This window comes from Blastomonas sp. RAC04, from assembly GCF_001713435.1.
Classification (GTDB): domain Bacteria; phylum Pseudomonadota; class Alphaproteobacteria; order Sphingomonadales; family Sphingomonadaceae; genus Blastomonas; species Blastomonas fulva.
Genome location: NZ_CP016460.1, coordinates 2,883,319 through 2,908,352 on the forward strand (window position 1 = coordinate 2,883,319; position 25,034 = coordinate 2,908,352).

General features: G+C 65.0%; 25 protein-coding genes. 22 read left to right on the top strand and 3 right to left on the bottom strand.

Annotated elements, in window-relative coordinates:
* Positions 1-8 precede the first annotated feature (8 nt).
* Positions 9-2,318 (bottom strand): TonB-dependent receptor, encoded by a 2,310-nt coding sequence (locus BSY18_RS14460; RefSeq protein WP_069050974.1) that lies wholly within the window; start codon positions 2,316-2,318, stop codon positions 9-11.
* A gap of 213 nt (positions 2,319-2,531) precedes the next feature.
* Here BSY18_RS14460 and BSY18_RS14465 point away from each other — a divergent pair, with 213 nt between their 5' ends.
* The 6 genes from BSY18_RS14465 to BSY18_RS14490 all read left to right on the top strand — a co-directional run bounded on the left by BSY18_RS14465 (position 2,532) and on the right by BSY18_RS14490 (position 8,400).
* The gene (locus BSY18_RS14465) at positions 2,532-4,652 is read left to right on the top strand and encodes a molybdopterin-containing oxidoreductase family protein (protein ID WP_069050975.1); all 2,121 of its coding nucleotides are present in this window, start codon (positions 2,532-2,534) and stop codon (positions 4,650-4,652) included.
* 70 nt (positions 4,653-4,722) lie between these two features.
* On the top strand, positions 4,723-5,034 hold the full coding sequence (locus BSY18_RS14470) for a Rieske (2Fe-2S) protein (protein ID WP_069050976.1): 312 nt from the start codon (positions 4,723-4,725) through the stop codon (positions 5,032-5,034).
* The gene (locus BSY18_RS14475) at positions 5,031-5,795 is read left to right on the top strand and encodes an SDR family NAD(P)-dependent oxidoreductase (RefSeq protein WP_069050977.1); all 765 of its coding nucleotides are present in this window, start codon (positions 5,031-5,033) and stop codon (positions 5,793-5,795) included. Before BSY18_RS14470 ends, BSY18_RS14475 begins: the two co-directional genes overlap by 4 nt.
* A complete protein-coding gene (locus tag BSY18_RS14480) occupies positions 5,792-6,544 on the top strand; it encodes an SDR family NAD(P)-dependent oxidoreductase (RefSeq protein WP_171900242.1) in 753 nt (250 codons plus the stop codon). Before BSY18_RS14475 ends, BSY18_RS14480 begins: the two co-directional genes overlap by 4 nt.
* A 40-nt stretch (positions 6,545-6,584) precedes the next feature.
* Positions 6,585-7,598: an NADP-dependent oxidoreductase gene (locus BSY18_RS14485; RefSeq protein WP_069050979.1), complete on the top strand. Its 1,014-nt coding sequence runs from the start codon at positions 6,585-6,587 to the stop codon at positions 7,596-7,598.
* 79 nt (positions 7,599-7,677) lie between these two features.
* Positions 7,678-8,400, top strand: coding sequence for an SDR family NAD(P)-dependent oxidoreductase (locus BSY18_RS14490; protein WP_054135779.1), 723 nt, complete (start codon positions 7,678-7,680; stop codon positions 8,398-8,400).
* A gap of 153 nt (positions 8,401-8,553) precedes the next feature.
* On the opposite strand, the gene BSY18_RS14495 is transcribed toward BSY18_RS14490, so the two are convergent.
* Positions 8,554-8,805, bottom strand: coding sequence for a type II toxin-antitoxin system ParD family antitoxin (locus BSY18_RS14495; protein ID WP_069050980.1), 252 nt, complete (start codon positions 8,803-8,805; stop codon positions 8,554-8,556).
* 172 nt (positions 8,806-8,977) lie between these two features.
* On the opposite strand from BSY18_RS14495, the gene BSY18_RS14500 reads away from it, so the two are divergent.
* The 9 genes from BSY18_RS14500 to BSY18_RS14540 all read left to right on the top strand — a co-directional run bounded on the left by BSY18_RS14500 (position 8,978) and on the right by BSY18_RS14540 (position 17,633).
* Positions 8,978-10,216 carry a cytochrome P450 gene (locus tag BSY18_RS14500; protein WP_069050981.1) on the top strand — a complete coding sequence of 413 codons (1,239 nt, stop codon included), beginning with the start codon at positions 8,978-8,980 and terminating at the stop codon, positions 10,214-10,216.
* Complete coding sequence (locus BSY18_RS14505; protein WP_069050982.1) at positions 10,213-11,304, top strand: acyl-CoA dehydrogenase family protein; 1,092 nt, start codon at positions 10,213-10,215, stop codon at positions 11,302-11,304. Before BSY18_RS14500 ends, BSY18_RS14505 begins: the two co-directional genes overlap by 4 nt.
* Positions 11,301-11,702 carry a Zn-ribbon domain-containing OB-fold protein gene (locus BSY18_RS14510; protein WP_069050983.1) on the top strand — a complete coding sequence of 134 codons (402 nt, stop codon included), beginning with the start codon at positions 11,301-11,303 and terminating at the stop codon, positions 11,700-11,702. Before BSY18_RS14505 ends, BSY18_RS14510 begins: the two co-directional genes overlap by 4 nt.
* Positions 11,699-12,844, top strand: a complete 1,146-nt coding sequence (locus BSY18_RS14515; RefSeq protein WP_069050984.1) for a thiolase family protein — start codon at positions 11,699-11,701, stop codon at positions 12,842-12,844. Before BSY18_RS14510 ends, BSY18_RS14515 begins: the two co-directional genes overlap by 4 nt.
* 3 nt (positions 12,845-12,847) lie before the next feature.
* Positions 12,848-13,618 (top strand): SDR family NAD(P)-dependent oxidoreductase, encoded by a 771-nt coding sequence (locus BSY18_RS14520; RefSeq protein ID WP_069050985.1) that lies wholly within the window; start codon positions 12,848-12,850, stop codon positions 13,616-13,618.
* Between the two features lie 15 nt (positions 13,619-13,633).
* The gene (locus BSY18_RS14525) at positions 13,634-14,383 is read left to right on the top strand and encodes a ThuA domain-containing protein (protein ID WP_069050986.1); all 750 of its coding nucleotides are present in this window, start codon (positions 13,634-13,636) and stop codon (positions 14,381-14,383) included.
* Positions 14,384-14,386: 3 nt separating this feature from the next.
* Entirely contained in the window at positions 14,387-15,595 is a 1,209-nt protein-coding gene (locus BSY18_RS14530; RefSeq protein WP_069050987.1) for an acyl-CoA dehydrogenase family protein, read from the top strand.
* 183 nt (positions 15,596-15,778) lie between these two features.
* Positions 15,779-16,690, top strand: a complete 912-nt coding sequence (locus tag BSY18_RS14535; RefSeq protein ID WP_069050988.1) for an SDR family oxidoreductase — start codon at positions 15,779-15,781, stop codon at positions 16,688-16,690.
* A gap of 127 nt (positions 16,691-16,817) precedes the next feature.
* Complete coding sequence (locus BSY18_RS14540; protein WP_117351689.1) at positions 16,818-17,633, top strand: helix-turn-helix transcriptional regulator; 816 nt, start codon at positions 16,818-16,820, stop codon at positions 17,631-17,633.
* 40 nt (positions 17,634-17,673) lie between these two features.
* Here BSY18_RS14540 and BSY18_RS14545 read toward each other — a convergent pair whose 3' ends face one another.
* Complete coding sequence (locus BSY18_RS14545) at positions 17,674-18,225, bottom strand: VOC family protein (RefSeq protein ID WP_069050989.1); 552 nt, start codon at positions 18,223-18,225, stop codon at positions 17,674-17,676.
* Positions 18,226-18,325: 100 nt separating this feature from the next.
* On the opposite strand from BSY18_RS14545, the gene BSY18_RS14550 reads away from it, so the two are divergent.
* The 7 genes from BSY18_RS14550 (at position 18,326) to BSY18_RS14580 (ending at position 24,943) form a co-directional block, all read left to right on the top strand.
* A complete protein-coding gene (locus BSY18_RS14550) occupies positions 18,326-19,543 on the top strand; it encodes an aromatic ring-hydroxylating oxygenase subunit alpha (protein WP_069050990.1) in 1,218 nt (405 codons plus the stop codon).
* A 47-nt stretch (positions 19,544-19,590) separates the two neighbouring features.
* A complete protein-coding gene (locus BSY18_RS14555; protein ID WP_069050991.1) occupies positions 19,591-20,976 on the top strand; it encodes an aromatic ring-hydroxylating oxygenase subunit alpha in 1,386 nt (461 codons plus the stop codon).
* On the top strand, positions 20,973-21,386 hold the full coding sequence (locus BSY18_RS14560) for a YybH family protein (RefSeq protein WP_069050992.1): 414 nt from the start codon (positions 20,973-20,975) through the stop codon (positions 21,384-21,386). The genes BSY18_RS14555 and BSY18_RS14560 overlap by 4 nt, the downstream gene beginning before the upstream one ends.
* Entirely contained in the window at positions 21,383-21,736 is a 354-nt protein-coding gene (locus tag BSY18_RS14565) for a putative quinol monooxygenase (protein ID WP_069050993.1), read from the top strand. Before BSY18_RS14560 ends, BSY18_RS14565 begins: the two co-directional genes overlap by 4 nt.
* Positions 21,733-22,533: an SDR family oxidoreductase gene (locus BSY18_RS14570; protein ID WP_054136578.1), complete on the top strand. Its 801-nt coding sequence runs from the start codon at positions 21,733-21,735 to the stop codon at positions 22,531-22,533. The genes BSY18_RS14565 and BSY18_RS14570 overlap by 4 nt, the downstream gene beginning before the upstream one ends.
* A 4-nt stretch (positions 22,534-22,537) precedes the next feature.
* Entirely contained in the window at positions 22,538-23,338 is an 801-nt protein-coding gene (locus BSY18_RS14575) for a sugar phosphate isomerase/epimerase family protein (protein ID WP_054136577.1), read from the top strand.
* 126 nt (positions 23,339-23,464) lie between these two features.
* Positions 23,465-24,943, top strand: coding sequence for a phytoene desaturase (locus BSY18_RS14580; protein WP_069050994.1), 1,479 nt, complete (start codon positions 23,465-23,467; stop codon positions 24,941-24,943).
* Positions 24,944-25,034: the final 91 nt, after the last annotated feature.

Consider the following 25,034-nt stretch of genomic DNA (forward strand, 5'->3'; position numbering starts at 1 on the left):
ACAGTATATCAGAATTCGAGCATCACTTCAGCGCCCAGCTGACGGGGCGGACGGACACCGGCAAAGGTGAACAGACCGGCCACCGGCAGCGTGCTGGACAGGCCGCGATTGTCGAGCAGGTTGCGACCGAACACGCTGAACGTCACGTTCGCACCGCCGAAGTCGTGCTTGTACGACAGGGTCGAATCGAGGATCTCGCGCTCAGAGGATTCGCAGCGGCGCTCGTTGGTGATGATGCCCTGCGCCTGCAGCGCCCCATCGGTGACGATGCAGGTCGCGTATTTGTCGACATAGCGGAAGATGGTGCTCCAGCGGAATTCGCCATCACCCACCGGGCGGGTGTAATCGAAACCGGCGGACCAGGCATATTTCGGCGCACGGCGCAGGTCGAGATCGGACACGTCGATGCCACCGCGCACGAAATTCTGGTAGTTGGCATCGAGATAGGTCGCCGAGAAGTTGAACGCGAGGTCATCGATCGGCAACGCGACAATTTCCAGCTCGATACCCTTGATCCGGGCCGAGGCGGCGTTCTCGACGATGGTTTCCTGCGCCTGGATGGCGTTGAACGGCGCCAGGGTGGGACGCACCAGCTCTTCCTGCTTGTCCGAATAATCGGTCTGGAAGATCGCGATGTTGGTGCGCAGGCGACGGTCGAGCCAATCCGCCTTCAGGCCTATTTCATAGGCATCGACGATTTCCGGCTGATAGGGGCCGATCGCGGTCGGCGTCGCGGCGCGACCATTGAAGCCGCCCGAACGGAAGCCGCGCGAATAGGACGCATAGGCCAGCTGCCCGCCTTCGAACTGATAGTCCAGGCTGGCGCGATAGGTGAACTCGCCAAAATCCTCCGCCCCGACGCACGATGCTGCAGTGATCCCGGCAAAGCCGACCGGGCAGACGCCGGTGGGGCTGAGCGCAAAGTTGGTGACCAGCGCCTTCTCGTCACGGGTGTAGCGGCCACCGACGCCGAAGGTGAGCTTGTCGGACAGCTTGAAGCGCGCATCGGCAAAGCCGGCATAGGATTTGGAATCGCCGATCGAAAGCTGGAAGGCGCTGGCATTGGGGCCGAGAAATCCGAAGAACGAGGTCTGGCGCAGCGTGTACTGGCTGTCGAAATAATAGGCGCCCAGCACGATATCCATCCAGTCGGTGACGTCGCCGGCAAAGCGGATTTCCTGGCTGAACTGCTCGTACTTCTGGATGCGCAGCGTATCGAAGAAGTTGATCGAGGCGGAGTCGAAATCCTGCCGCACGCTCTCGTTGTTCTTGCGCCAGCCGGTGACCGAGGTCAGCGTGAAATCGCCCAGCTCGATATTGATCGTGCCGCTGATCGCGTCGGTCTTGTTGCGCACCGGGGTCTGGATATTGCCAAACACGGTGTAGAGCTGGCGGCTGTTGGTGGGCGTGCGGTTGCACTGGTTGCCCGGGATCTGGAAGGCGCGGACCAGCCCGACACCCGGCACCGGCACCTGCAGGCAGATCAGGTCGCGGTCGTTGGACACGCTGGCGGTGGCGACCTCGCCGTCTTCCTCCATGTGCTCATAGGTGATCACCGCCTCGATGTTGTCGCTCGGCGTGATCAGCGCGGTGACGCCTGCGGTCCACACCTCGTATTCGTTGGTGCGGCGATTGTTCTGCGTCGCGTTGCGCAGATAGCCATCGGTGTTGTCGTAGAAGAAGAAGCCCTTGAGCGCGAGGAAATCGCCGATCATCGGGGTGTTGACGACAAGGCGTCCGCGAATGGTGTTGTACTCGGCATAGCCGATCGAGGCGCGCACGCCCCATTCGCCGGTGGGCTTGCTGCGGCGGACGTTGATCACGCCGCCGATGGTGTTGCGGCCGAACAATGTGCCCTGCGGTCCGCGCAGGATCTCGATCGATTCCAGATCGAACGCATCGAGCAATTGCCCGGTATTGGTGCCGATGAAGACATCGTCGACCACGACGCCGACCGCGGGATCGAAGCTCTTTTCGATATCCTCGAAGCTGATGCCGCGGATGGCGATGGCGGCAGCCGAAGGCCCGGCATTGACCGGATCGACCACCAGCCCGGGGACGCGGCCGGCAAAGTCGCGAAGGTCGTCCACCGCGCCGGTGGCAAGCGCCTGCGCATCGATCGCGGACACCGCGACGGGAACCGACTGCAGCGATTCCTCGCGGCGCTGCGCGGTGACAACGATGGTGCGAAGCCCGGTTTCCTGCGCTACCTCGGCGCCCTCTGGCGCCTGATCCTGCGCCAGCGCAGCCGAAGGTGCCGCCAGCGTTGCAAGGCCCAGCGCGAATGCCGAAACCGACAGATAGGTTGATACCTTCATCAATGCCTCCCCTTTTGCTGCGGTTCGTGTCCGCACCATTTTCTCATGTTGCGCAAAAATGACCGGCGGACAGGTTTGCCTCAAGTGTCAAAAATGACAGTCGCGGCCCTTACGGCATCGGTTAGGGTGAAGGGCATGAGAGCACGAGGCTGGCCCGCATTGCCGGCCCGGTCCGGCATGCCAGCCGGGCGCGTGCCCAGGGGAGATACCAGCATGCCGGTCCAGCGCAGCTTCTGCCGTTTCTGCCATGCCAATTGCGCGATCCTGGTCGAGACCGAGGGCGACACGGTCGTGCGCGTGTCGGGCGATCCGGAGGATCCGGTGTTCGGCGGCTATACCTGCATCAAGGGCCGCCAGCTGCCCGAGGCGCACCATCACCCCGAACGGCTGCTGGCTTCGCAGAAGAAGGGCGCGCAAGGTTTCGCCCCGATCGCAACGCAGCAGGCGCTCGACGAGATCGCAGCGAAGCTCAAGCCGCTGATCGAGGAGCACGGACCCGACAGCGTCGCCATCTATGCGGGCACCTATTCGTTCCAGAACTCCGCAGGCGTCGCCTCTGCGATGGCGTTTGCGCAAGGACTGGGCACCCGGCATTTCTACACCAGCGTGACCTTGGACCAGCCCGCCAAGGTCTACACCGCGTTCCAGTACGGCCAGTGGCAGGGCGGCGGGCATGTCTTTGGCGAGGCCGATGTCGCGTTCTTCATCGGCAACAATCCCATCGTCTCGCATTACGGCCCGCCCGGCGGCCTGCCCCCGTTCTCGCCATCGCGCCGGTTGCGCGATGCGATCGAGGGGGGCCTCAAGCTGATCGTCGCCGACCCGCGCACCAGCGATGTCGCCGCGCTGGCGCACATCCATCTGCCCGTAAAGCCCGGCGAGGACCCGGCGCTGCTCGCGGGGATGATCCACGTGATCCTGGAGGAGCGGTTGTATGACGAGGCGTTCGTGCAGGCCCATGTCGATGGCCTGGCCGAGCTCAAAGAGGCTGTGTCCGGCTTCCCGCCCGTGATCGCTGCCGCGCGCGCAGGCGTCAGCGAAGCGGACCTCGTCGCCGCCGCCCGGATGTTCGCGGGCGGCACCAGGGGCTCGGCCAGTACCGGGACGGGGCCGGAGATGGCGGGCAACGGCACGCTGACGCAATATCTGGTGAGCAGCCTCAACATCCTGTGCGGCCGCTTCTGCCGCGAGGGCGAGAAGAGCTCGATCCCGCGCATCTTCACGCCGGTCACCCCGCGCCGCGCGCAGGTCGCGCCGCCGATGAAATTGTGGGGCGAAGGCTTTCCCGCCTCGCGCTTCCGCGGCCTCACCCATCTGATGAGCGAGATGCCGTGCAACGTGCTGGCCGACGAAATCCTCACCCCCGGCCAAGGCCAGATCAAGGCGCTGATCTCGATCGGCGGCAACCCGATGCTGGCCTTTCCCGACCAGGACAAGATGGCGCGCGCGATTGATGCACTCGAGCTGTTCGTCAGCGTCGATATCCGCAGCGAAGGCGTCTCGGCGCGCCGCTCGGACTATATCCTCGCGCCGTTGATGTGCCTCGAGCGCGACGACATCTCGTCGCTGTCCGAATGGTGGTACGAGATCCCCTACGCGCGCTACACCGAGGCGCTGCTGCCGCGCCCGGGCGATCTGCTCGACGAATACGAGATGCTCTGGGGGCTCGCCAAAAGGCTGGGCACTGGGCTGCCGCTGGCGGGGGGCCCCTGCCCGATGGACGTGTGTCCCGACAAGCAGACCTTTCTCGACATGGCGGTTGCAGGCTGCGTGGTGCCGCCCAGCCAGGTCCGCGCCGACAGCCCCGATGGCAAGGCGGTGATCTATGACGACAAGCACCCGGTCGTCGAACCGGCAGAGCCCGGACACGAGGCGCGATTCGATCTGGCGGGCGGCGACATGCCCGCGCAGCTCGTCACTTATGGCCGCGACGATCCGGCGCGCCAGGGCTTTCCCTTCCGGCTGATCTCGCGCCGCAGCCGCCACCGCTTCAATTCGACCGGCGGGCACCTGTCCGCGCTCGCGGCCAAGCGCACCACCAACCCGGCGCACATCCACCCCGACGATCTGGCGGGCCTTGGCGTCGCCGATGGCGAGATGATCCGCATCGCCTCTCCGCATGGCGAGGTGCACGCGCTTGCCAAGGCATCCGATGGCCTGCGTCGCGGGGTGATCTCGATGGCGCACGGCTATGGCGACCCGGACTTCGGCCCGGACGCGGTCCCTGTGCGCGGCGGATCGACCAACCGGCTGGTCAGCGAGACCAGCGGCTTCGATCCGATCACCGGCCAGGCGCTGCAGAGCGCGATTCCGGTCAAGGTGATGCGTGTTTGAGGGTGGGCAAGTGCATTGCAGGACAAGCGCAGGATTGCGGGCGAACCCGTTCTACGCCATCACAAGCGCCATGACCTTCACCCCCGTGACCCCGTCGGATATTGCACCGGGCACCACCCGTTTTGTGCAGCATGAGGGTGCAGCATTTCTTGTCGTGCGCGATGGCGATGGCCGGGTCCATGCGATCGATGGCCTGTGCAGCCACGCGCTGCTGCCGCTGGCTGGCGCAAGGGTGCGGCGCGGGCATGTCATCTGCCCGCACCATGGCGCGCGCTTCGACATCACCACCGGCGCGGCCAAGGGCCCGCCCGCACACTGCGGGGTCTCGCATTACCCGGCGCAAGAGAAAAACGGCATGATCGAACTGGATCTGAACCCATGACCTTCGAAATCAGGAACAAGGTGGTGCTGATCACCGGCGCGGCTTCTGGCATCGGTGCTGCCACCGCAAGGCTGGCGGCAGAGCGCGGCGCGCATGTCATCGCCACCGATCTCGATGGCGCGCGGATGCAGGGCGTTGCCGCCGACTGCCACTGCATCGGCCTCACCCATGATGTCACCAGCCAGGACGACTGGGACAATGCCATCGCCGCTGCCGTGCACCATTACGGGCGGCTCGATGCGCTGGTCTCCAACGCGGGGATCGTCAACTACGAGCGTATCATCGATCTGGACATGGCGCGGTTCCGCAGGCTCAATCAGGTGCATGTCGAGGGCAGCTTCATCGGCTTGCAAAAGGCGGTGGCGCAGATGCGCGCGCAGGCCGGGGGCAAACCCGCCACGGGCAGCATCGTGCTCACCGCATCGGTGATGGCCAATTGCGCGGCGCCCGCGATCTCCGCCTATGCGGCCGCCAAGGCGGCGATGGCCAACATGGCGCGCGCGGTCGGGGTCGAGGTCGGGCGCAAGGGCGACATGATCCGCGTCAACGCCGTCTGCCCCGGCCCGACACGGACCCCGCTGCTCGAAGGCGTGATGCCCGCAGGCGCGATGAACGACCCCGCGCACTGGGCCGACGTTCCGCTGGGCGTGCCGCAGGAGCCCGAGGACATCGCCGAGAGCATCCTGTTCCTGATCAGCGAGGAATCCTCGTTCATGACTGCCACGCAGATGGTGGTCGATGGCGGATGGAGCCTGACATGACCCGGACCGCCATCATCACAGGCGCGACATCGGGCATCGGACGGGCGACCGCGCTGCGCCTCGCCCGCGCAGGCTTTCACATCATCGCCACCGGGCGCAGCCATGAGCGCGGGGCGGAGACCGTCCGGCAGATCAAGGCCGCAGGCGGCAGCGCGGAATTTCACAGCTTCGATGTGACGGCGGAAGGCGACTGGGCAGCGTTCGCCGACACGGTGACCAAGGCGCACAGATCGGTCGACGCGCTGATCAACTCGGCCGGGTCGTTCTTTTCCAAGCCCTTGCCCGACACCACGCTCGAGGAGTTCCGCGACCTGTGGACTGCGGATGTCGAAAGTGTGGTGCTGGGGACCAAATACGGCATGCGGATGATGCGCGATACCAGGAGCGCAGGCTCGATCGTCAATATCTCCTCGCTCGCCGGGCTGATCGGGCTCGACGATTGCTCGGCCTATTGCGCGGCCAAGGCGGCGGTGACGCATTTCAGCCGGGTGGCCGCCCTGGAAGGCGCGCAGATGGACCCAAAGGTGCGCGTCAATTCGCTCAATCCCGGAGTGATCTATACCGAGATGATCACCGGCGCCTATGGCGACAGCGACGAGGTCAAGGCCTTCGTCATGGACGGCAACGCGCTGCAACGGGTTGGCACTGCAGAAGACATCGCCAGCGCCGCGACCTTCCTCGCCAGCCCCGCAGCGCGCATGGTCACCGGCACCGCGATGCTGGTCGACGGCGGCCGCGGGGCGGACTGACCTTACCCCTTATTCCCTTTATCGGAGACATACGCAGACCATGACCAGCAACCGCCAGTTCATCCTCAAGCGCCGCCCCGATGGCGCGCCGGTCGCAGCCGATTTCGCGCTCGAGACATCGGCGATCCCTGCGTTGGAGGACGGCCAGTTCCTGATCCGCAACCATTATGCCTCGCTCGATCCCGCGCAGCGCGGCTGGATGTCCGATGCGGAAAGCTATATGCCGCCGATCCCGCTGGGCGCCCCGGTGCGCGCGACCACGATCGGCGTGGTCGAGGAAAGCCGCGCGGAGGGCTTCGCCAAGGGCCAATGGGTGCTGGGACTGAACGCCATCGAGGATTATTCGGTCGGCACGCTGGGCGGCTTCACCCAGCCGATCGACCCGCATGCGGTGCCATCGGTGACCAACTATCTCTCGCTGTTCGGCGCGGTGGGCATGACCGCCTATTTCGGCTTCATCGATGTCTGCGAACCGATGGTCGGCGATGTCGTATTGGTCAGCGGCGCTGCAGGAGCGGTGGGCTCGCTGGTCGGGCAGATCGCCAAGATCCTGGGCTGCACGACCATCGGCATCGCGGGCGGCGCGGAAAAATGCGCACGGCTCAAGGATCGCTATGGCTTCGATCACGCCATCGACTATCGCGGCAAGGACATGGCCGCGCTGGATGCCGCGATCAAGGCGGTGGCACCCGATGGCGTCGATGTGATCTTCGAGAATGTCGGCGGCGACATTCTGGACGCAGGGCTGATGAACCTGCGCCATGGCGCACGCATCGGGCTGTGCGGGCTGATCAGCGAGTACAACGCGCCCAGCCCCGTGGGTGCGCGCAACATCTGGCAACTGATCGTCCACCGCGCCTCGATCCGCGGGCTGCTGGTTGCGGACTATGTCGGGCGCTTTGCCGAGGGTGGCGCGAAGATGGGCGAATGGGCAGCATCGGGACGGCTGGTGGTCGACGAGCATATCGACGAAGGGCTCGACAACGCACTGCCCGCGTTCATGCGGCTGTTCGAAGGGTCCAACCAGGGCAAGATGATCCTCAAGATCGCCTGACGGCGCGCGACCCGACAGGCTGGACATGCGGCATGGATGCTGCGCAGATGGCCTGCCTCCAATCCACGAAGGAACGAGCATGAGCAGACTGAACGGACGCAAGGCGCTGGTCACCGGGGCCGCATCGGGGATCGGCGCGGCGACGGTTCGCCGCCTGCTCGCCGATGGCGCGACGGTGCTGGCCTGCGACATCAGCAGCGAGGGGCTGGCGGGCACATTCAACCACATCGCCAACCTGGCCGACCCCCAGGCGATCACGACGCTGGCGGCGGCCGCGCAAAGCCAGCTGGGCGGGCTCGACATCCTGATCAACAACGCCGGGGTGTGCCCGGTGGGCACGCTCGACGAACTGACCGATGACCAGTGGCAGTTCGGGCTCGACGTCAACCTGCTCGCGCCCGCGCGGCTATCCAAGGCGTGCCTTGCCCTGCTCAAGGCGTCCAGGGCAGGCCGGGTGATCAACACCGGATCGATCCTGTCACGCTATGGCGATGCGGGGCTGGGTGCCTATGCCGCGTCCAAGCACGCGATCCTGGGCTTCACCCGATCGCTGGCGATGGAGCTCGGCCCCTATGGCGTGACCGTCAACTGCGTTCAGCCCGGCTGCATCGTCACCGGAATGACCCGAGGCATGCTCGAGAACGGCGAGGCGGCGGATTATTATCGCGACAAGTCCGCGCTCAAGCGTCTCGGCCAGCCCGAGGATATCGCCGATGTCATCGCGTTCCTCGCCAGCGACGATGCGCGCTTCATCACCGGCCAGGGCATCATCGCCGATGGCGGGGTGATGACGCACAGCTGAGAGGGGCGGGAAGCGAGGCCAGCCTTCGCCCTTTTTGAACAAGCCTTCGCCTGAAGGCATCGGCCAGACCACGATGGCCGCTTTCGCGTGCAATATAGGCCGATATCTTCCGAAGCTGGGCCTGCGCCCTCGCACTGATGCGGAGCGAACGCATCAGACCTTCGCAGCTTTGGCTTCCCACGCATCGAGATCGGCCTCAAGCTGCGCTTCGACCTCTTCCATCGTGTGCCATTTGTCTTCGGCAATCGCCGCGTCGATCGTCTCGCGCAGCGCTGCAAGCTTGGCTTCGCGCTCCTCGACCAGCCGCAGCCCTTCGCGGACGATCTCGCTCGCCGAGCCATAGCGCCCGGTCTTCAGCAGAGCCTCGACATAAGTTTCCCAGCGTTCGCCGATGGATACATTCATGCGCCTGTTCCTTGTGCTGTTATCCCACCCATTTTATACCCCGATAACACAAATTGCGCAATTTTCGTTATTGCACGCCATTCGCCGCATCCTAGCATTTTCGACTATCGCCGCTCGCTGCAACCGCGGGCTATGACAGGGACATGACAGACCAGAAACGCGGGAGCAGGCAGTGACGGTGGCGGCAGAGCAGAAAAGCTTTTTCCATCCGGACGTGCTGTCCGACCCGTTCGCCTTCTATCAGGCGATGATTCCCAGCCAGCCGGTGTATCATGACGCGGCCAGCGGGCTGTATCTGGTGCTCAGTCACAAGCTTGTCAGCGAGGCGACCGCGCGCACCGACGAGTTTTCGAACAACTTTCAGGCAGTGCTCTCGGGCGCGCGCTCGGAAGACCCGCAGGTCAAGGCGATCCTCGAGGATGGCTGGCCGCAGGTCGATACGCTGCTGACCGCCGATCCGCCGGTGCACACGCGCTTTCGCAAGCTGGTCAATCTCGCCTTCTCCGCGCCCAGGGTGAACAAGCTCGAAGCGCATATCCGCGAGATCGCGCACGACCTCATCGACATTATGCTGGCCAAGGACGACATCGACTTCGTCCGCGATTTCGCGATTCCGCTGCCGATCCGGATGATCTCCGAGCAACTGGGGCTGACCCATGAGGATGCCGGCACGATCAAGCGCTGGACCGATGCGTTCGTCGACCGGCTGGGCGGCATGGTGCCGCTCGAGCGAGAGCTTCAATGCGCGCGCGAAGTGGTCGAGTTCCAGCACGCGATCAAGGCGCAGATGGACCTGCGCCGCGCGACCCCGACCGACGATCTGCTCTCCGATCTGGTCCACGCCCAGGTCGATGGCGAGCGGCCGCTGGACGATGGCGAACTGCTGTCGATCGTCCAGCAGCTGCTGGTCGCGGGCAACGAGACCACCACCGCGACGCTCGCCGAAGGGATCATCCTGCTGGCGCGCAATCCGGACGAGCTCGCCAAGGCCAAGGCCGACCCCAAGATCATCCCCAACATGATCGAGGAAATGCTGCGGCTGGCAAGCGCGTCGTCGGGAATCTGGCGGGTGATGAAGCAGGACGCCGAACTGGGCGGGGTGACGCTGCCCAGGGGCGCGATGGTGATGATGCGCTATGCCGCCGCCAACCGCGACCCGGAAAAATACGCAGACCCCGACGCCTTCATCGCCGATCGCGCCAATGCGCGCACGCATCTCGCCTTCGGGCGCGGCATCCATATGTGTGTGGGCAACATGCTCAGCCGCAAGGAAATGACCGTGGCCTTCGAGGAACTGCTGCCGCGCATCAGCGCCATCACACTCACCGACGAGGCGGCAATCGCCTATCATCCCAACATGATGCTGCGCGGTCCCTCCTCGGTGCCGGTGCGCTTCGGGCTGGCCTCATGAATTTCGATTATGACGAAAGCCAGTTGCTGTTCCGCGCCTCGGTCGAGCGATTTCTGGACGGCAGCGACATCGCCACGCGCAAGGCGCAGCGGGCGAATCCCGGCGGCATCGATCGTGCACGCTGGCAGGCGATGGCAGCGCTGGGGCTGACTGCGATGGCGCTGGACGAAGACAGAGGCGGGCTTGGCAGCAGCCTGATCGACCTCGTCGCCGTCGGCGAGAGCTTCGGCCAGCGCATATCCTCTGACAACTGGCTGGAGAACGCGGTGCTGCCGCTGGCGCTGGCGGGCAAGGCGTTGCGCGAAGGCGATCCCGTGATCGAGGCGCTGGCATCCGGCGAAGCGGTCGCAGCGCTCGCGTTGTTCGAGCCCGAGGGACGCCATGTCACCACACCGCGCAGCACCACCGCAAGGCAAAATGCGTCGGGCTATACGCTCAGCGGTGACAAGACCTTCGTGCTGGGCGGCATGGCGGCGGACTGGCTGCTGGTCAGCGCAGTGCTCGATGGCGAGCCCGCTCTGTTCGTGATCGCAACCGATGCGCCCGGCGTGTTTCGCCGGGGCTATCAGGTCATCGACGGCAACATTGCCGCAGAAGTGCAGCTGCGCGGGTGCGAGGTGGTACGCGACGCCCGGCTCGATATCGCATGGGCTGCGGTCGAGCAGGTGCTGTCCACCGCGCGTCTGGTCGCCGCCGCCGAGATGGCAGGCCTCGCCCAGCGGCTGTTCGACGACACGCTTGCCTATGTCCGCCAGCGCGAGCAGTTCGGCCAGCCGATCGGGCGCTTCCAGGCGATCCAGCACCGGATGGTCGATTGCTATGCGCTGGTCGACCAGGCGAAAAGCGCGCTGATCGCCGCGGTGACATCAGCCGACGCAGCGGCAATCGCGGGGATGAAGGCGATTGTTGCCGAAGCCGCGCTGCAGATCGGGCGCGAGGCGGTGCAGCTGCATGGCGGCATGGGCACCACCGACGAGCTCGAGATCGGCCATGCGCACAAGCGCGTTCTGCTGTTGTCGCAATGGCTGGGGGACCCGGCAAGCGGGCTCGACAGCTATGCGCCCAAGGCCTTGAGGGTGGCGGCATGAGCGCGCCCGCACCGGTGGCCGTGGGGCTGTGGACCGACGGAGCCGAACCGCAGCTGATCGGCGGGCGACACCGCGTCAGCGGCGAGATCGTCTTCCCGATGCCGCAAGGCGATGCCGCGCAGCATTTCGATGCGGTTGCGCTTTCGCGTACCGGTACCCTGTGGTCGTGGACCAGCCAGGATTTCCGCCCGAAATCACCGCCTTATGCCGGGCCCGAAGCGTTCACGCCGTTCCTGATCGGCTATGTCGAGCTGCCGGGGCAGGTGATCGTCGAGACCCGGATAGAGGGAGCCGCGCTCGCTGACTTGAAAATCGGGATGGCGATGGAAATGGTTCTGACCGAGTTCGCACCGGGACGGTCGACCTTTGCGTTCAAACCCGCAGGAGCAGGCGCATGACCAACGTCCAGATCATCGGTGCTGGCATCCACCCGTTCGGGCGCACCGACGGCCGGTCCGGGCGCGATCAGGGCGTGTTCGCGGTGCGCCAGGCGCTGGCGGACGCAGGGCTGGACTGGACCGATATCGAATGCGCCTATGGCGGCTCCGAAGGCGCGGGCAACGCCGATATCATGGTCAATGAGCTTGGCCTTACGGGACTTCCCTTCATCAACGTTTCCAACGGTTGCGCCACCGGCGGCAGCGCCTTGTCCTCGGCGCGCAATGCGGTCGCTTCAGGCCAATGCGATGTCGCGCTGGCGGTGGGGTTCGACAAGCACCCGCGCGGCGCGTTCAACGCCAAGCCCGGCGACTGGGGCCTGCCCGAATGGTATGGCGAAACCGGCATGATGCTGACCACGCAGTTCTTCGCGATGAAGATCCAGCGGTACATGCAGTTGCACGGCATCAGCCGCCGGACATTGGGCATGGTCGCGGAAAAGGCCTTCCGCAACGGTACCTTGTGCGAGCACGCCTGGCGGCGCTCGCCGGTCGACCTCGACACGATCCTCAATGCGCCGATGGTCAACGATCCGCTGACCAAATACATGTTCTGCTCTCCGGCAGAGGGCGCGGTGGCGCTGATCATCGCGTCGGAGAAGAAGGCGCGCGAGCTTGGCGCGGACGGGGTGAAGATCGCCAGCATCGCGGTGCGCACCCGGCCGCCCGGATCGTTCGAGGTGTTTGCCCCCGCGATCAGCGTCGAGCGCGGCGGCAAGCCGACCGAACTGGCCAGCAAGGCAGCGTACGAGGCGGCAGGGATCGGCCCCGAGGACATCGATGTCGCACAGTTGCAGGACACCGAATCGGGCGCCGAGATCATGCACATGGCCGAGAACGGCTTCTGCAAGGATGGCGAGCAGGAGCAGTGGCTGGCGCAAGGGCGTACCGAACTCAACGGGCGGCTTCCGGTCAACACCGATGGCGGCTGCCTGGCCTGCGGCGAGCCGATCGGCGCGTCGGGGCTGCGGCAGGTCTATGAAAACACCGTGCAACTGCGCGGACGCGGCGGCGCGCGGCAGGTTCCGGGCAGCCCCAAGACCGCCTACAGCCATGTCTATGGCGCGCCCGGCCTTTCCGCCGTCGCGATACTGGAGCGCTAGAATATGGGACTTATGCAGGGCAAGGTCGCGCTGATCTCGGGCGGGGCGGAAGGCATCGGCGGCGCGACCGGGCGGCGGATCGTCGCCGAGGGCGGCAGCGTGGTGCTGGGCGATATCCAGTTCGACAAGGCCAAGGCGCTGGCATCCGAGCTCGGCGAGCGCGCGATGGCGGTGTCGCTCGACGTGCGCGATCTGGCGCAATGGGAGGCGGCGGTGCAGGCGGCGGTCGCCACCTTCGGCAAGCTGACCCATCTGGTCAATGTCGCTGGAATTTCGGAGCCCGGAGCCGTGACCGATGTCGATCTCGATAGCTGGGCGCGCACCATCGACATCAACCTCAATGGCACCTTCAACGGCTGCCGCGCGGCGATCCCCGCGATCGCGGACTCGGGCGACCCCGGCGCGATCGTCAACATCGGCTCGATGCTCGCGCTGCGGGTCGGTTCGGGCTTTGCCGCCTATTGCGCGTCCAAGGCGGCGGTCACTGCGCTCACCAAGACGATCGCTCTCGATTGCGCCGAAAAGGGGCTGCCGATCCGCGCCAATACCGTCCACCCCGGCGCAATCCGCACGCCGATGTTCGAACGCTATCTCGAAGCGCTCCCCGGCACCGTGGAAGAGGTCGAGGCGATGTTCGCCGCCAACCACCCGATGGGCCGCGTCGGTGAAGCGGCCGAGGTGGTCAACGCCATCGTCTTTTTGCTGTCCGATCAGGCCAGCTTCACCACCGGTGTCGACTTCACCGTCGATGGCGGTGGAAATTTCCGCAGCTAAGGGGCAGATTGAGGCATGGCTGAACGGATCGATGCGCATTTTGTCGCGGCGGGAAAATACCACGACATAGACTTCGCCCGGCTCGAGCTGCTCAAACTGCTCGCCGAGCACGACAACATCCGCACCACCGTTGCGCATGACTACAACGGCGTTGCCGAGCGGCTGCCCGCGTGCCGTTTCCTGGTCACTTATACCTGCGACCTGATGCCGTCCGAGGCGGAGGCTCAGGCGATCGCCGCGTTTCTGGAAAACGGTGGCCGCTGGCTGGCGCTGCACGGCACCAACTCGATCCTGCGCTTCACCGATGCCGGTGTCGACAGCCCCGAGGAACGCCCTGATGTGATGCAGATGCTGGGCACGCAGTTCAAGGCGCACCCGCCGATCGGCGCGCCGTTCACGGTTCAGATCGTCGACGGCGACCACGACGTGACGCGGGGTATCGCCGATTTCGATGTGGTCGACGAACTGTATCTGATGAAACAGGTCAGCGACATCCGCACGCTGGCGCAGACGCGCTTTGCGGGCGAGGCGACCGGCTTTGTCGATGCGAACTGGCCCGAGACGATCGTCCCGGTGATCTACACCCGCGCGATCGGTGCGGGCGGAATCCTCTACAACACATTGGGGCATTGCCGCGGGCATTACGATCTGCCGGGCATGCAGGATTTCTACCCGCATCCCGAGAAATGCGCGTGGAACTACCCCATCTATTACGAACTCTTGCGCCGCAGCATCCTCTGGGCGACCGGAACTGGCGGGATTTGACGCATGGACATGGATTTCACCCCCGATGAACTCGCCTTCCAGACCGAGGTGCGCGACTTCCTAAAAACTCACCTGACCGAGCGCCTGATCGATGGCGCGCGGCGCACGCCGGGCGTGTTCGTCGAGCCCGACATCGGCCTCGAATGGCAGCGAATCCTGCATACGAAGGGCTGGTTGGCGACGCATTGGCCGGTCGAGGATGGCGGCACCGGCTGGACCCCGGTGCAGCGCTACATCTTCGAGAAGGAATGCGCTTATGCCGGCGCGCCTGCATTGCCGGTCCTCGGACTCAAGCTGGTCGGCCCGGTGATCTGCCGCTTCGGCACGCCGGACCAGAAGGCGCGCTTCCTGCCGCGCATCCTTTCGGCCGAGGATTACTGGTGCCAGGGCTATTCCGAGCCGGGATCGGGATCGGACCTTGCCAGCCTCAAGACGCGCGCGGTGCGCGAGGGTGACCACTACCGCATCAACGGCTCCAAGATCTGGACCACGCACGCGCATTACGCCAACTGGATCTTCTGCCTGGTCCGCACCGATCCGGACGTGTCGGCGCAGCGCGGCATCACCTTTCTGCTCGTTCCGATGGACCAGCCCGGCATCACCGTCACCCCGATCATCACCATGGCGGGCGACCATGAGGTCAACCAGGTGTTCTTCGACGATGCCGCAAGCAGCATCGACAACCGCATCGGCGACGAAGGCCAGGGCTGGACCATCGCCAAGTTCCTGCTCGAAAACGAGCGCGGCGGATCGTGCTTCGCGCCCAAATTGCTGGTCGATATCGACCGGCTGATGGTGGCTGCGGGCGGCGTGCCCAGCGGCACCAACGGCGCGGTCGCGCACGATCCGGTGATCGCGCGCAAGCTTGCCTCGCTGCGGCTGCGCGCGCAGGCGTTCGAGATCAGCGAGCTGCGCATCCTCGCCGAGATCGCCAAGGGCCGCCCGCCCGGGCCGCAGACATCGCTGGTCAAATTGTTCTCAGCGAACCTCAGGCAGGAGCTCGACACGCTGGCGATGGAGATCCACGGCCTCAATGGCCTGCAGCTCCCCGCCGAACGCCCGCTCTACGGCAACGAGGCACCCGAGCCGGTGGCATCGGTCGATGCGCAGATGGCCGCGGGCCGCTACCTCAACTCGCGCGCGTGGACGATCTTCGGTGGATCGGACGAGGTGCAGAAGAACATCATCGCCAAGACCGTGCTGGGGTTGTGAGCGAAGGCGGCCAGTTGCAACCCTCTCCCCTCCCGCAGGCGGGAGGGGCAGGCCCGGCTTCCCGGGCCGGGGTGGGCCTGAAACGGCATTGGTACTAGGCCCACCCCGGCTTCGGCTGCGCCTCAGCCACCCCTCCCGCGAGCGGGAGTGGAGAAAGAAAACAACAATCAAGGAGAGACCCCCATGGACATCACCCAGATCATGTACCGCCCAGGCCTGATGGCAGGAGAGCGCATCCTCGTTACCGGCGGCGGCACCGGGCTGGGCAAGGTGATGGCCGAGGCATTCGCCTATCTGGGGGCCGAAGTGCATATCTGCGGACGGCGCGGCGCGGTGCTCGAAGCCACCGCCGACGAACTGATGACCCGGCACGGCGGCACAATCGGAGCGCATGCCTGCGACATCCGCAAGCCCGATGCAATCGATGCGATGGTCGAACAGATCTGGACGCAGCACGGGCCGCTCACCGGTCTGGTCAACAACGCGGCGGGCAACTTCATCAGCCGCACCGAAGACCTCAGCGTCAACGGCTTCAATGCGATCTCGGACATCGTGTTTCGCGGCACTTTCTACATGACGCACAACATCGGCAAGCGGATGATCGCCGAGCAGATTCATGGCAATTTCCTCGCCATCCTCACCACCTGGGTATGGAACGGCGGGCCGTTCACCGTGCCCTCGGCGATGTCCAAGGCCGGGATCAACGTGATGACGCAGAGCCTCGCCACCGAATGGGGCCGCTATGGCCTCAGGTTCAATGCGATTGCGCCGGGCACCTTCCCCACCAAGGGCATGACCGAGCGGCTGTCGCCTGGCAATGCGCAAGGGATGCAGGGCCGCAACGCCGACCGGTCCAACCCGATGGGCCGGGTCGGCGCAATGCACGAACTGGCCAATCTGGCCGTGCTGCTGATGGCGCGCGGCGCGGACTATATCAACGGCCAGACCATCGCCATCGACGGCGCGGGCTATCAGGCCAATTCAGGCAATTTCTACCAGAGCCTGTCGCGGATGGACGATGCGCAATGGGCCGACATGGCGTCGCAGATTCGCGGCGCAAACGACAAGGACAAGGCCGCGCGGACCACCGATTGACCGCGTGGTGGCACAATATGTCACACTCCGCGCCAAAAGCCGCATGAATGCCAACATTCCGTAGCGTTGTACCCCGGTCTGACATACTCTTCGGGGCGGAGAGCAGGATCGAATCAAAGGCAAGACCATGATCGAGACACCACGTCATTTCACCGAGAAAGCAGAGGGCCGCAACAACCCGGTCAACACGCTGGCGCAGCGGGTGACCATCCGCCGGGTCGAAGACATTCACGATGCCGCGGTCGCGCTGCACGAGATGTCGCAGACGCGTGGGTTCAGGGTCGCCGCCTGCGACGACATCTCGTCCAAGGAACCGATGATCGATGCCGACGGAGCGATCATCAACGGCGAAATCTTCGGCTGGATGGCCGATGGCGAACGCTGGTGGGAGGATACAAGGCTGGCGCTCAACTCGCCGCTGCCGCGCGCCTGCCGCTACGAGAGCGAGCCGTTCTGGTGCAACGAGCACGGCATGTTCGGGCGCTGGCGCAACGAATATCTCGAAGAGATGGACCTCACCGATTTCCGCAAGCGATCGTTGTGCCATGCCGCGATCATGGTGCCGATCCACCTGCCCTTCGGCCAGATCGGATCGGTCAGCTTCACCCCGCTCGACAAGGACCTCACCGACCTTTCCGAGCCGTTCGAGAAGCACGCCGACCTGATGGCGGCGATGACGCGGCGGTTCATCGCGGGCTATGTCATGGTGATGCGCACCAAGCGGCGGATCCCTGCGGACTGCATGCTGTCCAAGCGCGAGGTCGAATGCCTGCGCTGGGCGGCGATCGGCAAGACCGACAAGGAGATCAGCATGATCCTCGACCGCAGCCACGCCACCATCCGCTACCACATCCACCGCGCGGGCGAAAAACTCGACGCGGTCAACCGCAGCCAGACGATCTTCAAGGCCGGGCAACTGGGGTATCTGGGCGCGAGCGATTGAGAAACGCAGCTCTCTCCCCTGAAGGGGAGAGAGCTAGGGATCACCCCAGCACCCGCACCGGCTCCGTCCCGTCCCAGCCCTTCGCCGCCTCTGCGATCATCGCAAAGAACCCCTCGCTTCCGCTCGCCGGTTGCAATATCTCGACAATAGCCCCCGCATTGGGCCGGGTCGATGCCGGGCCGCAATCGGCATAGACCACCGCGCCGTCCGCCCCCACCTTGCCCTCGACCAGCACCAGCCCGCCGCCCGCCTCGACTGCCGCGCGGGCGCCTGCGATGTCGTCGGTCAGCAGGCAGACATGATGCATCGCCCCGCCTGTTGGCAGATAGTCGCCGCGGTAGATCGAGGGCGCATCATTGTCCTGCCGGATCAGCTCGATCTGGACATCGCCCCATTGCGCCAGCGCGATGGTGAAGCGGCAGTCCGACGGCGCACCCATGAACCGCCCATCCTCGAGCACGATGTTCTCCATCACGAAGAACGGGCCGACCCCCATCGTTTGAGTCCAGTGCTTGAGCGCGGCGTCGAAATCAGCCGGCACGAACGCGATCTGCATCGGCTTGCCGATGGCGGAGATGGATGGATGGCTCATGGCGGCGCTGTCTCCACTGACTAAACCAATAGTGTCTTTGCCCTGCCCCTTTCTGGCATGGTGCCCGCAATTGCCATTGTCCAATTTGGGAGGGCCTTGCATGGCCGAGCGCGATCCGTCCGACAGCCTGACGCCCGACTGGGCGGCGTCGCGCAAGCTGCGTGCGCGCGAAATCCGCCGCAGGATCGTCGCCAATGTAGCGAACAAGACCACCGACATGGCCGATGGCCCGCTGCCGCTGCACAAGTCGGTCTATATCGATGAAGCCCGCTTCCAGGCCGAGCGCGAGCACCTGTTCCTGGGGCAGCCCTTGGTCGCGGGGCTGACCGGCGACATCCCCGAGCCCGGCGATTATCTGGTGTTCGACGCTGCAGGCCCTTCGATCCTGGTGATTCGCGGCAAGGACGGGGTGGTCCGCGCTTTCCGCAACCTGTGCACCCACCGGGGCGCCAAGCTGGTCGAACAGGCCGAGCCGTTCACCGGCAAGGCGAGCCGCATCTCCTGCCCGTTCCACGCCTGGACCTTCGACAACCTGGGCAAGCTCGTCGGCCAGCCGGGCAAGGCGGGTTTTGCCGATTGCGAGATCGGCGCGCGCGACCTGCTCGAACTGCCCTGCACCGAGCATCTGGGGCTGATCATTGTGCGCGCATCCGAGGGCGAACCGATCGATGCCGCGGCGCATCTGGGCGATTTCGCTGACCAGCTCGCGCTGATCGAATTGCACCGCGCGGTGCCGGTGAAGAAGGGCATCTTGCACGCCGAGTCCAACTGGAAATTCGCGCTCGACACTTATGGCGAGGGCTATCACTTCGCCGCCTTGCACGCCTCGACCATCGGCCAGACGCACTACAACGACATATCGGTGCTCGAACGCTTTGGCCGCCACCACCGCATCAGCTTCCCCGACAAGACGGTGGGCGATCTGGTCGGAAGAGACGAGGCCGAATGGCCCGACACCGAATATGGCGGGGTGCATTACCTGTTCCCCAACACCGTGATCTTCTTCGGCGCGGTGACCCCCGGGGTGTATTTCACCCAGGTGTTCCGGCTGTTCCCCGATGGCGTCGGCAAGACCCGCTGCCAGTTCGGCGTTTACGCGCCGTTCGGGATCATCGACGAGGCATATCGCGGCGTCTGCGAGATGGCATACGATGCCACTGCCGAGGTGGTGCAGACCGAGGACTATCGCGTCGCCAGCCACGGCTATGCGAACCTGAAGACCGCGCCTGAAGATTTCCACGTCGTGCTGGGCGCCAACGAAAGCGCACCGCAGGCGGTCCACCAGCATATCGCCGAGGCGATCGGGATGCCGATTTAGGCTTCCCTGACGCGCGAAAAGAACAGAACGAACGAGGAGAGTACCCCATGGAAGATGCGAGCCGGACCTACCCCGCCGACCGCTGCCCGGCGATCACCGTCGACGAGATCCTCGACCTCGACAGCCGCACGGTTCCTGACGAGGTGCGCGGCGACAACTGGCGCGATCTCGGCACCGAGCCGGTCACCGCCGAGCGCTACACCAGCGCCGCATTCTTCGAGGCCGAAAAGAAGCACATGTGGCCCAACGTCTGGCAGATGGCGGCGCGCGAAGACGAGCTGCTGCAGCCCGGCGACTATGTCGTCTACAACAATGTCGGCCGGTCCTATCTGATCATGCGGCAGGACGACGGGTCGGTGAAGGCCTTCCACAACGTCTGCCTGCACCGCGGTCGCAAGTTGCGCACCGAGAGCGGCTCGGCCGACGACCTCACCTGCCCGTTCCACGGCTTTGCCTGGAAGACCGACGGCGCGATCAAGCACATCCCGTGCGAATGGGATTTCCAGCACCTGAAAGAACGCGACATGAGCCTGCCCGAGCTGCGGGTCGAGCGCTGGCAGGGCTTTATCTACGTCACCGAAAGCAGCACGCAGGTGAGCCTTCGCGACTATATGGGCGCAGAAGTCTACGACCGGTTCAGCCGCTGGCGGCTCGATGAATGCTATACCGCTTTGTGGGTGGGCAAGGTCATCAACGCCAACTGGAAGGCGGTGTCCGAGGCGTTCATGGAGGCCTGGCACTCGATCGTCACCCACCCGCAGATCCTGCCGTACACCGGAGACGCCAACACCCGCTACTCGATGTGGGGCGACCATGCGAACCTCGCGCTCACCCCGTTCGGCCTGCCCAGCCCGCATCTGGCGGCGGACAACCTCAGCGAAGACGACATCATCGCAGCGTTCAGCCGCACATCGGGCCGCTCGGCCTCGCTCGAGGGTCGCAAGCTTGGCGATGGCGAGACCGCGCGCACCGCGATGGCCGAGACCAACCGCGCCAACTATCTCGACGCCCTGGGCTATGACAGCTCGGACATATCGGACAGCGAGATGCTCGATGCGTTTACCTACAACATCTTCCCCAACCTCTCGCCCTGGGGCGGGTTCGTGCCCAACATCGTCTATCGCTGGCGCCCCTGGCCCGACCAGAACGCGACGTTGATGGAGGTGCGGCTGCTGGGCCGCAAGCCCAAGGACGGCGCTATTCCCGAAGCCGCCGAAATGCGCTTTCTTGGACCGGATCAGCCCTGGGCAACGGTCACCGAATGGGGCGCGCTGGGCGAGGTCTTCGACCAGGATATGGAGAACCTGCCTTATGTGCAGGAGGGCCTGATCGCGTCGGCGAACAACCGCGTCGAACTAGGCCGCTACCAGGAAGGCCGCATCCGCCAATTCCACCAGACGATGGACAAGTATCTGAATGGACAGCTGCCGTGAGCGGCTTTCGGGGGGCAAGCGAAGATCAGCTCGCGATCCGCGCGCTGATCGACAGCTACACCGACGCGGTGTTCCGCCGTGACCCGCAGGACTGGGGCGCGACCTGGACTGAGGATGCGTTGTGGAACCTCGCGGGCACCGAGGTCCGCGGGCGCGAGGCGATCGTCGCCCTTTGGACGCAGGCGATGGCGGGCTTCCCGTTCGTGGCATTCTTCGCGCAGGTCGGCAGCATCCTGATCGATGGCGACCGCGCGACGGGCCGGGTCTACACCCATGAATATCTCGAACTCGCCGATGGATCGGTCAGCCGCCCGATCGGCCAGTACCTCGATGTCTATACCCGCACCGCCGATGGCTGGCGCTTTGCCGAGCGGCATTTCAGCATCCTCAAGGAGACACAGGCCAAATGAGTATTGTAATTGCTGGCGAGGTCGATTTTCCGATCGGGAACCGCGACACCGCGCTCGCTGGCGCGCGCGACCTGATCGCGATGGCGCTCGCCGAGCCCGGCTGCCGTCATTACGCCTGGACCGCCGATCCGCACGATCCGGGCCGGGTGCATGTGTTCGAGGAGTGGGACAGCGCCGACGAGTTGCAGTTCCATCTCGAAGGCCCCGCCTATCAGGGGATGCTGCTGCACCTTTCGCAGTTCACGATCCTGAACGCCGATACCCGCAAGTACCGCTTCGATCTGAAAGAGCCGGTGTACGGACCCGATGGCGTCGCCACCGCGCGCTTTGTGAGCGAGGCCGCAGCATGACCGACCTGACCGGCAAGACCGCGATCGTCATCGGTGCGGCGGGCGAGCACAACATGGGCCAGGTGATCGCACGGCTGCTTGCCGGCGCGGGGGCGAAGGTCATCGTTTCGGGGCGCAAGCGCGAACCGATCGAAGCTTTGGCAGCCGAGATCGGCGGCGAGGCGGTGACCTGCGACCTCACCAGCCGCGCAGACGTCGACGCGCTGTTCGATGGCGCCGCCGCGCGGCACGGCACCGTCGATATCGCGATCAACGCCACCGGCTGGGGGCTGATGAAGTCCTGGGCCGATGTGACCGATGACGATCTCGCGCAAATGGTCGCGCTGCAGTTCACCGGCGTCCACCACATGCTGAACGCGTGCCTGCGCACGATGACGAACGGCGGATCGGTCATCCAGATCTCGTCTGCCACCACGCAATGCCTGATTTACGACCACGCCGCCTATATCGGCACCAAGGCGGGGTCCGAGGCGCTGATCCGCTGCTTTGCCAACCAGTATGGTCCAAACGGCATCCGCGCCAATGTCGTCTCGCCGGGGCTGACCGCCACGCCGATGGCGGCAAGCGCGGTAGCGACCCCGGGGCTGGAGGCAGCGTTCGCGAAGGAATATCCGCTGGGCCGGATCGGCACCGCGGACGATATCGCGCACACCGTGCTGTGGCTGTGCGACGATCGCACCTTCGTGACGGGGCAGAATATCCACGCCAATGGCGGGCTGACGCTGCGGCGCAATCCGCGCCCCGAAGAGATCGGTGCCTCGGTGGGGGCTGCGATGGCCGCCCTGAACCCGCAATGACCGCATGAGCGGCCATCTGCTCTCGCTGGCATCGGGCGTTCTGCCTGAATTCTCGCCCGAGCAGACTGCGGCTGCAGCCATTGCCGCGGGATGGCCCGCTGTCGGTATCTGGGTCGAGCCATCGACCTGGACGGCGGCGACCGCTGCAGAGGTTCGCGCCCGCACCCGGGACGCGGGGACCGTGGTGCTCGATGTCGAGGTCGTCTGGCTGAAGCCCGGCGCGGACGATCCCGATCATCTGCGAATCATCGATGCCGGTGCCACGATCGACGCGCGCAACGTGCTGGTGGTCAGCTCCGACCCCGACCCGCAGTCCAGCGCCGACAAGCTGCGGCGGCTGTGCGAACACGCCGCCGATCGGGCGATGCGGGTATGCCTGGAGTTTGCCGCCTTTACCGAGATCGCCTCGCTCGCCGCCGCGCTCGATGTCATCAGCCGCACCAACCATCCCGCCGCCGGGTTGTTGATCGATCCGCTGCATTTCGCGCGCACCGGGGCCACTCCGGCCATGTTGCAGGGCGTCGATCCGCGCCTGCTGCCCTATGCGCAGTTCTGCGATGCCGCAGCTTTGGGGCCATTGCCGCAGGATGTGCCCGCCATCATCGAGGAAGCGCTCGACCTGCGGCTCGACATTGCCACCGGAGGCCTGCCGCTGCGCGCATTGATCGATGCACTGCCATCGGCAATTCCGCTCAGCATCGAGCTGCGGTCCAGGGCGCTCAGGGACGGTTTTGCCGATCCGGCAGAGCGCGCAGCCGCGCTGCTGGCCGCAACCCGTAGCGGCATGGCGGTGCTGCAACGCTGACCCGGGCGCAGCGGTCGCAACTTTTGGCTTAAAATCTGCGCATCTGCTGGATCATCGGCCACGTAACGTTATAGTGCTGCTCAATCTGCCCGCGCATTCGGGTCGCAACCAGGGGCCAATTATCACGTGAAGAAAGCTGCTGTCATCGGGTCGGGATTCGGCGGGCTGGCGCTCGCCATCCGCCTGCAATCTGCCGGAATTGCCACCACCGTTATCGAAGGCCGCGACAAGCCGGGCGGCCGCGCCTATTTCTGGGAAAAGGACGGCTTCACCTTCGATGCCGGTCCCACCGTGATCACCGATCCGCCGTGCCTCGAGGAGCTGTGGGCGCTTTCGGGCCACCACATCAGCGAGGACGTCGAGCTGATGCCGGTGATGCCGTTCTATCGGCTCAACTGGCCCGACGGCACCAATTTCGATTATTCGAACGACGAGGCGAGCCTGCGCGCCGAGATCGAGAAGCTCAACCCCGCCGATGTCGCGGGTTACGAGAAGTTCCTGACCTACAGTGCCGGCGTGCACGACGAGGGCTATCTCAAGCTCGGCCACAAGGCGTTTCTCGACTTTGCCAGCATGATCAAGGCGGCGCCCGCGCTGATGAAGTATCAGGCCTGGCGCTCGGTCTATTCGATCGTGTCATCGTTCGTGAAGAACGAGAAATTGCGCGAGGCCTTGAGCTTCCACACGCTGTTGGTCGGCGGCAACCCGATGAAGACCAGCTCGATTTACGCCCTCATCCACAAGCTGGAAAAGGACGGCGGCGTCTGGTTCGCGCGAGGAGGTACCAACAAGCTGATCGCAGGCATGGTCACGCATTTCGAGCGGATCGGCGGCACCATCCGCCTCAGCGATCCGGTCACCGAGATCGAGACGATGGGCGACAAGGTCACCGGCGTGGTGACCAAGAGCGGCTGGCGTGACAGCTTCGACGCGGTCGCCAGCAACGCCGACATCGTGCACAGCTATCGCGACCTGCTGGGCAAATCGGGCCGCGGCAAGCGCGCGGCGGCGAGCCTCAAGAAGAAGAAGTTCTCGCCCTCCTTGTTCGTTGCGCATTTCGGCATCAAGGGTGACTGGCCCGGAATTCCGCACCACATGATCCTGTTCGGTCCGCGCTACAAGGGCCTGCTCGACGATATCTATGACCATGGCGTGCTGTCCAAGGACTTCTCCTTGTACCTGCACCACCCGACCGTCACCGATCCCAGCATGGCGCCTCCGGGGCACAGCACCTTCTATGTGCTCTCCCCCGTGCCGCATCAGGGCAAGCTGCCGATCGACTGGAAGGAAATGGGTCCGATCTACGAAAAGCGGATCCTCGACGAGATCGGCCACCGGCTGATCCCGGATATCCACGAGCGAATCGTCACCAGCTTCCATTACACGCCGCAGGATTTCAGCAACGATCTCAACGCGCATCTGGGAAGCGCGTTCAGCCTCGAGCCGCTGCTGACGCAAAGCGCGTACTTCCGCACGCACAACCGCGACGATGCCATCCCGAACATGTATTTCGTGGGCGCAGGCACGCATCCGGGTGCGGGCATCCCCGGCGTGGTCGGCAGCGCCAAGGCGACGGCTGCATTGATGCTCGAGGATATGCTCTGACACTCAAATCCTCCTCGAGCTTGTCTCGGGGAGGGGGACCGCCGACCAGAGGTCGGTGGTGGAGGGGAGGCGGTGTTGCGCTTCGCCTCCA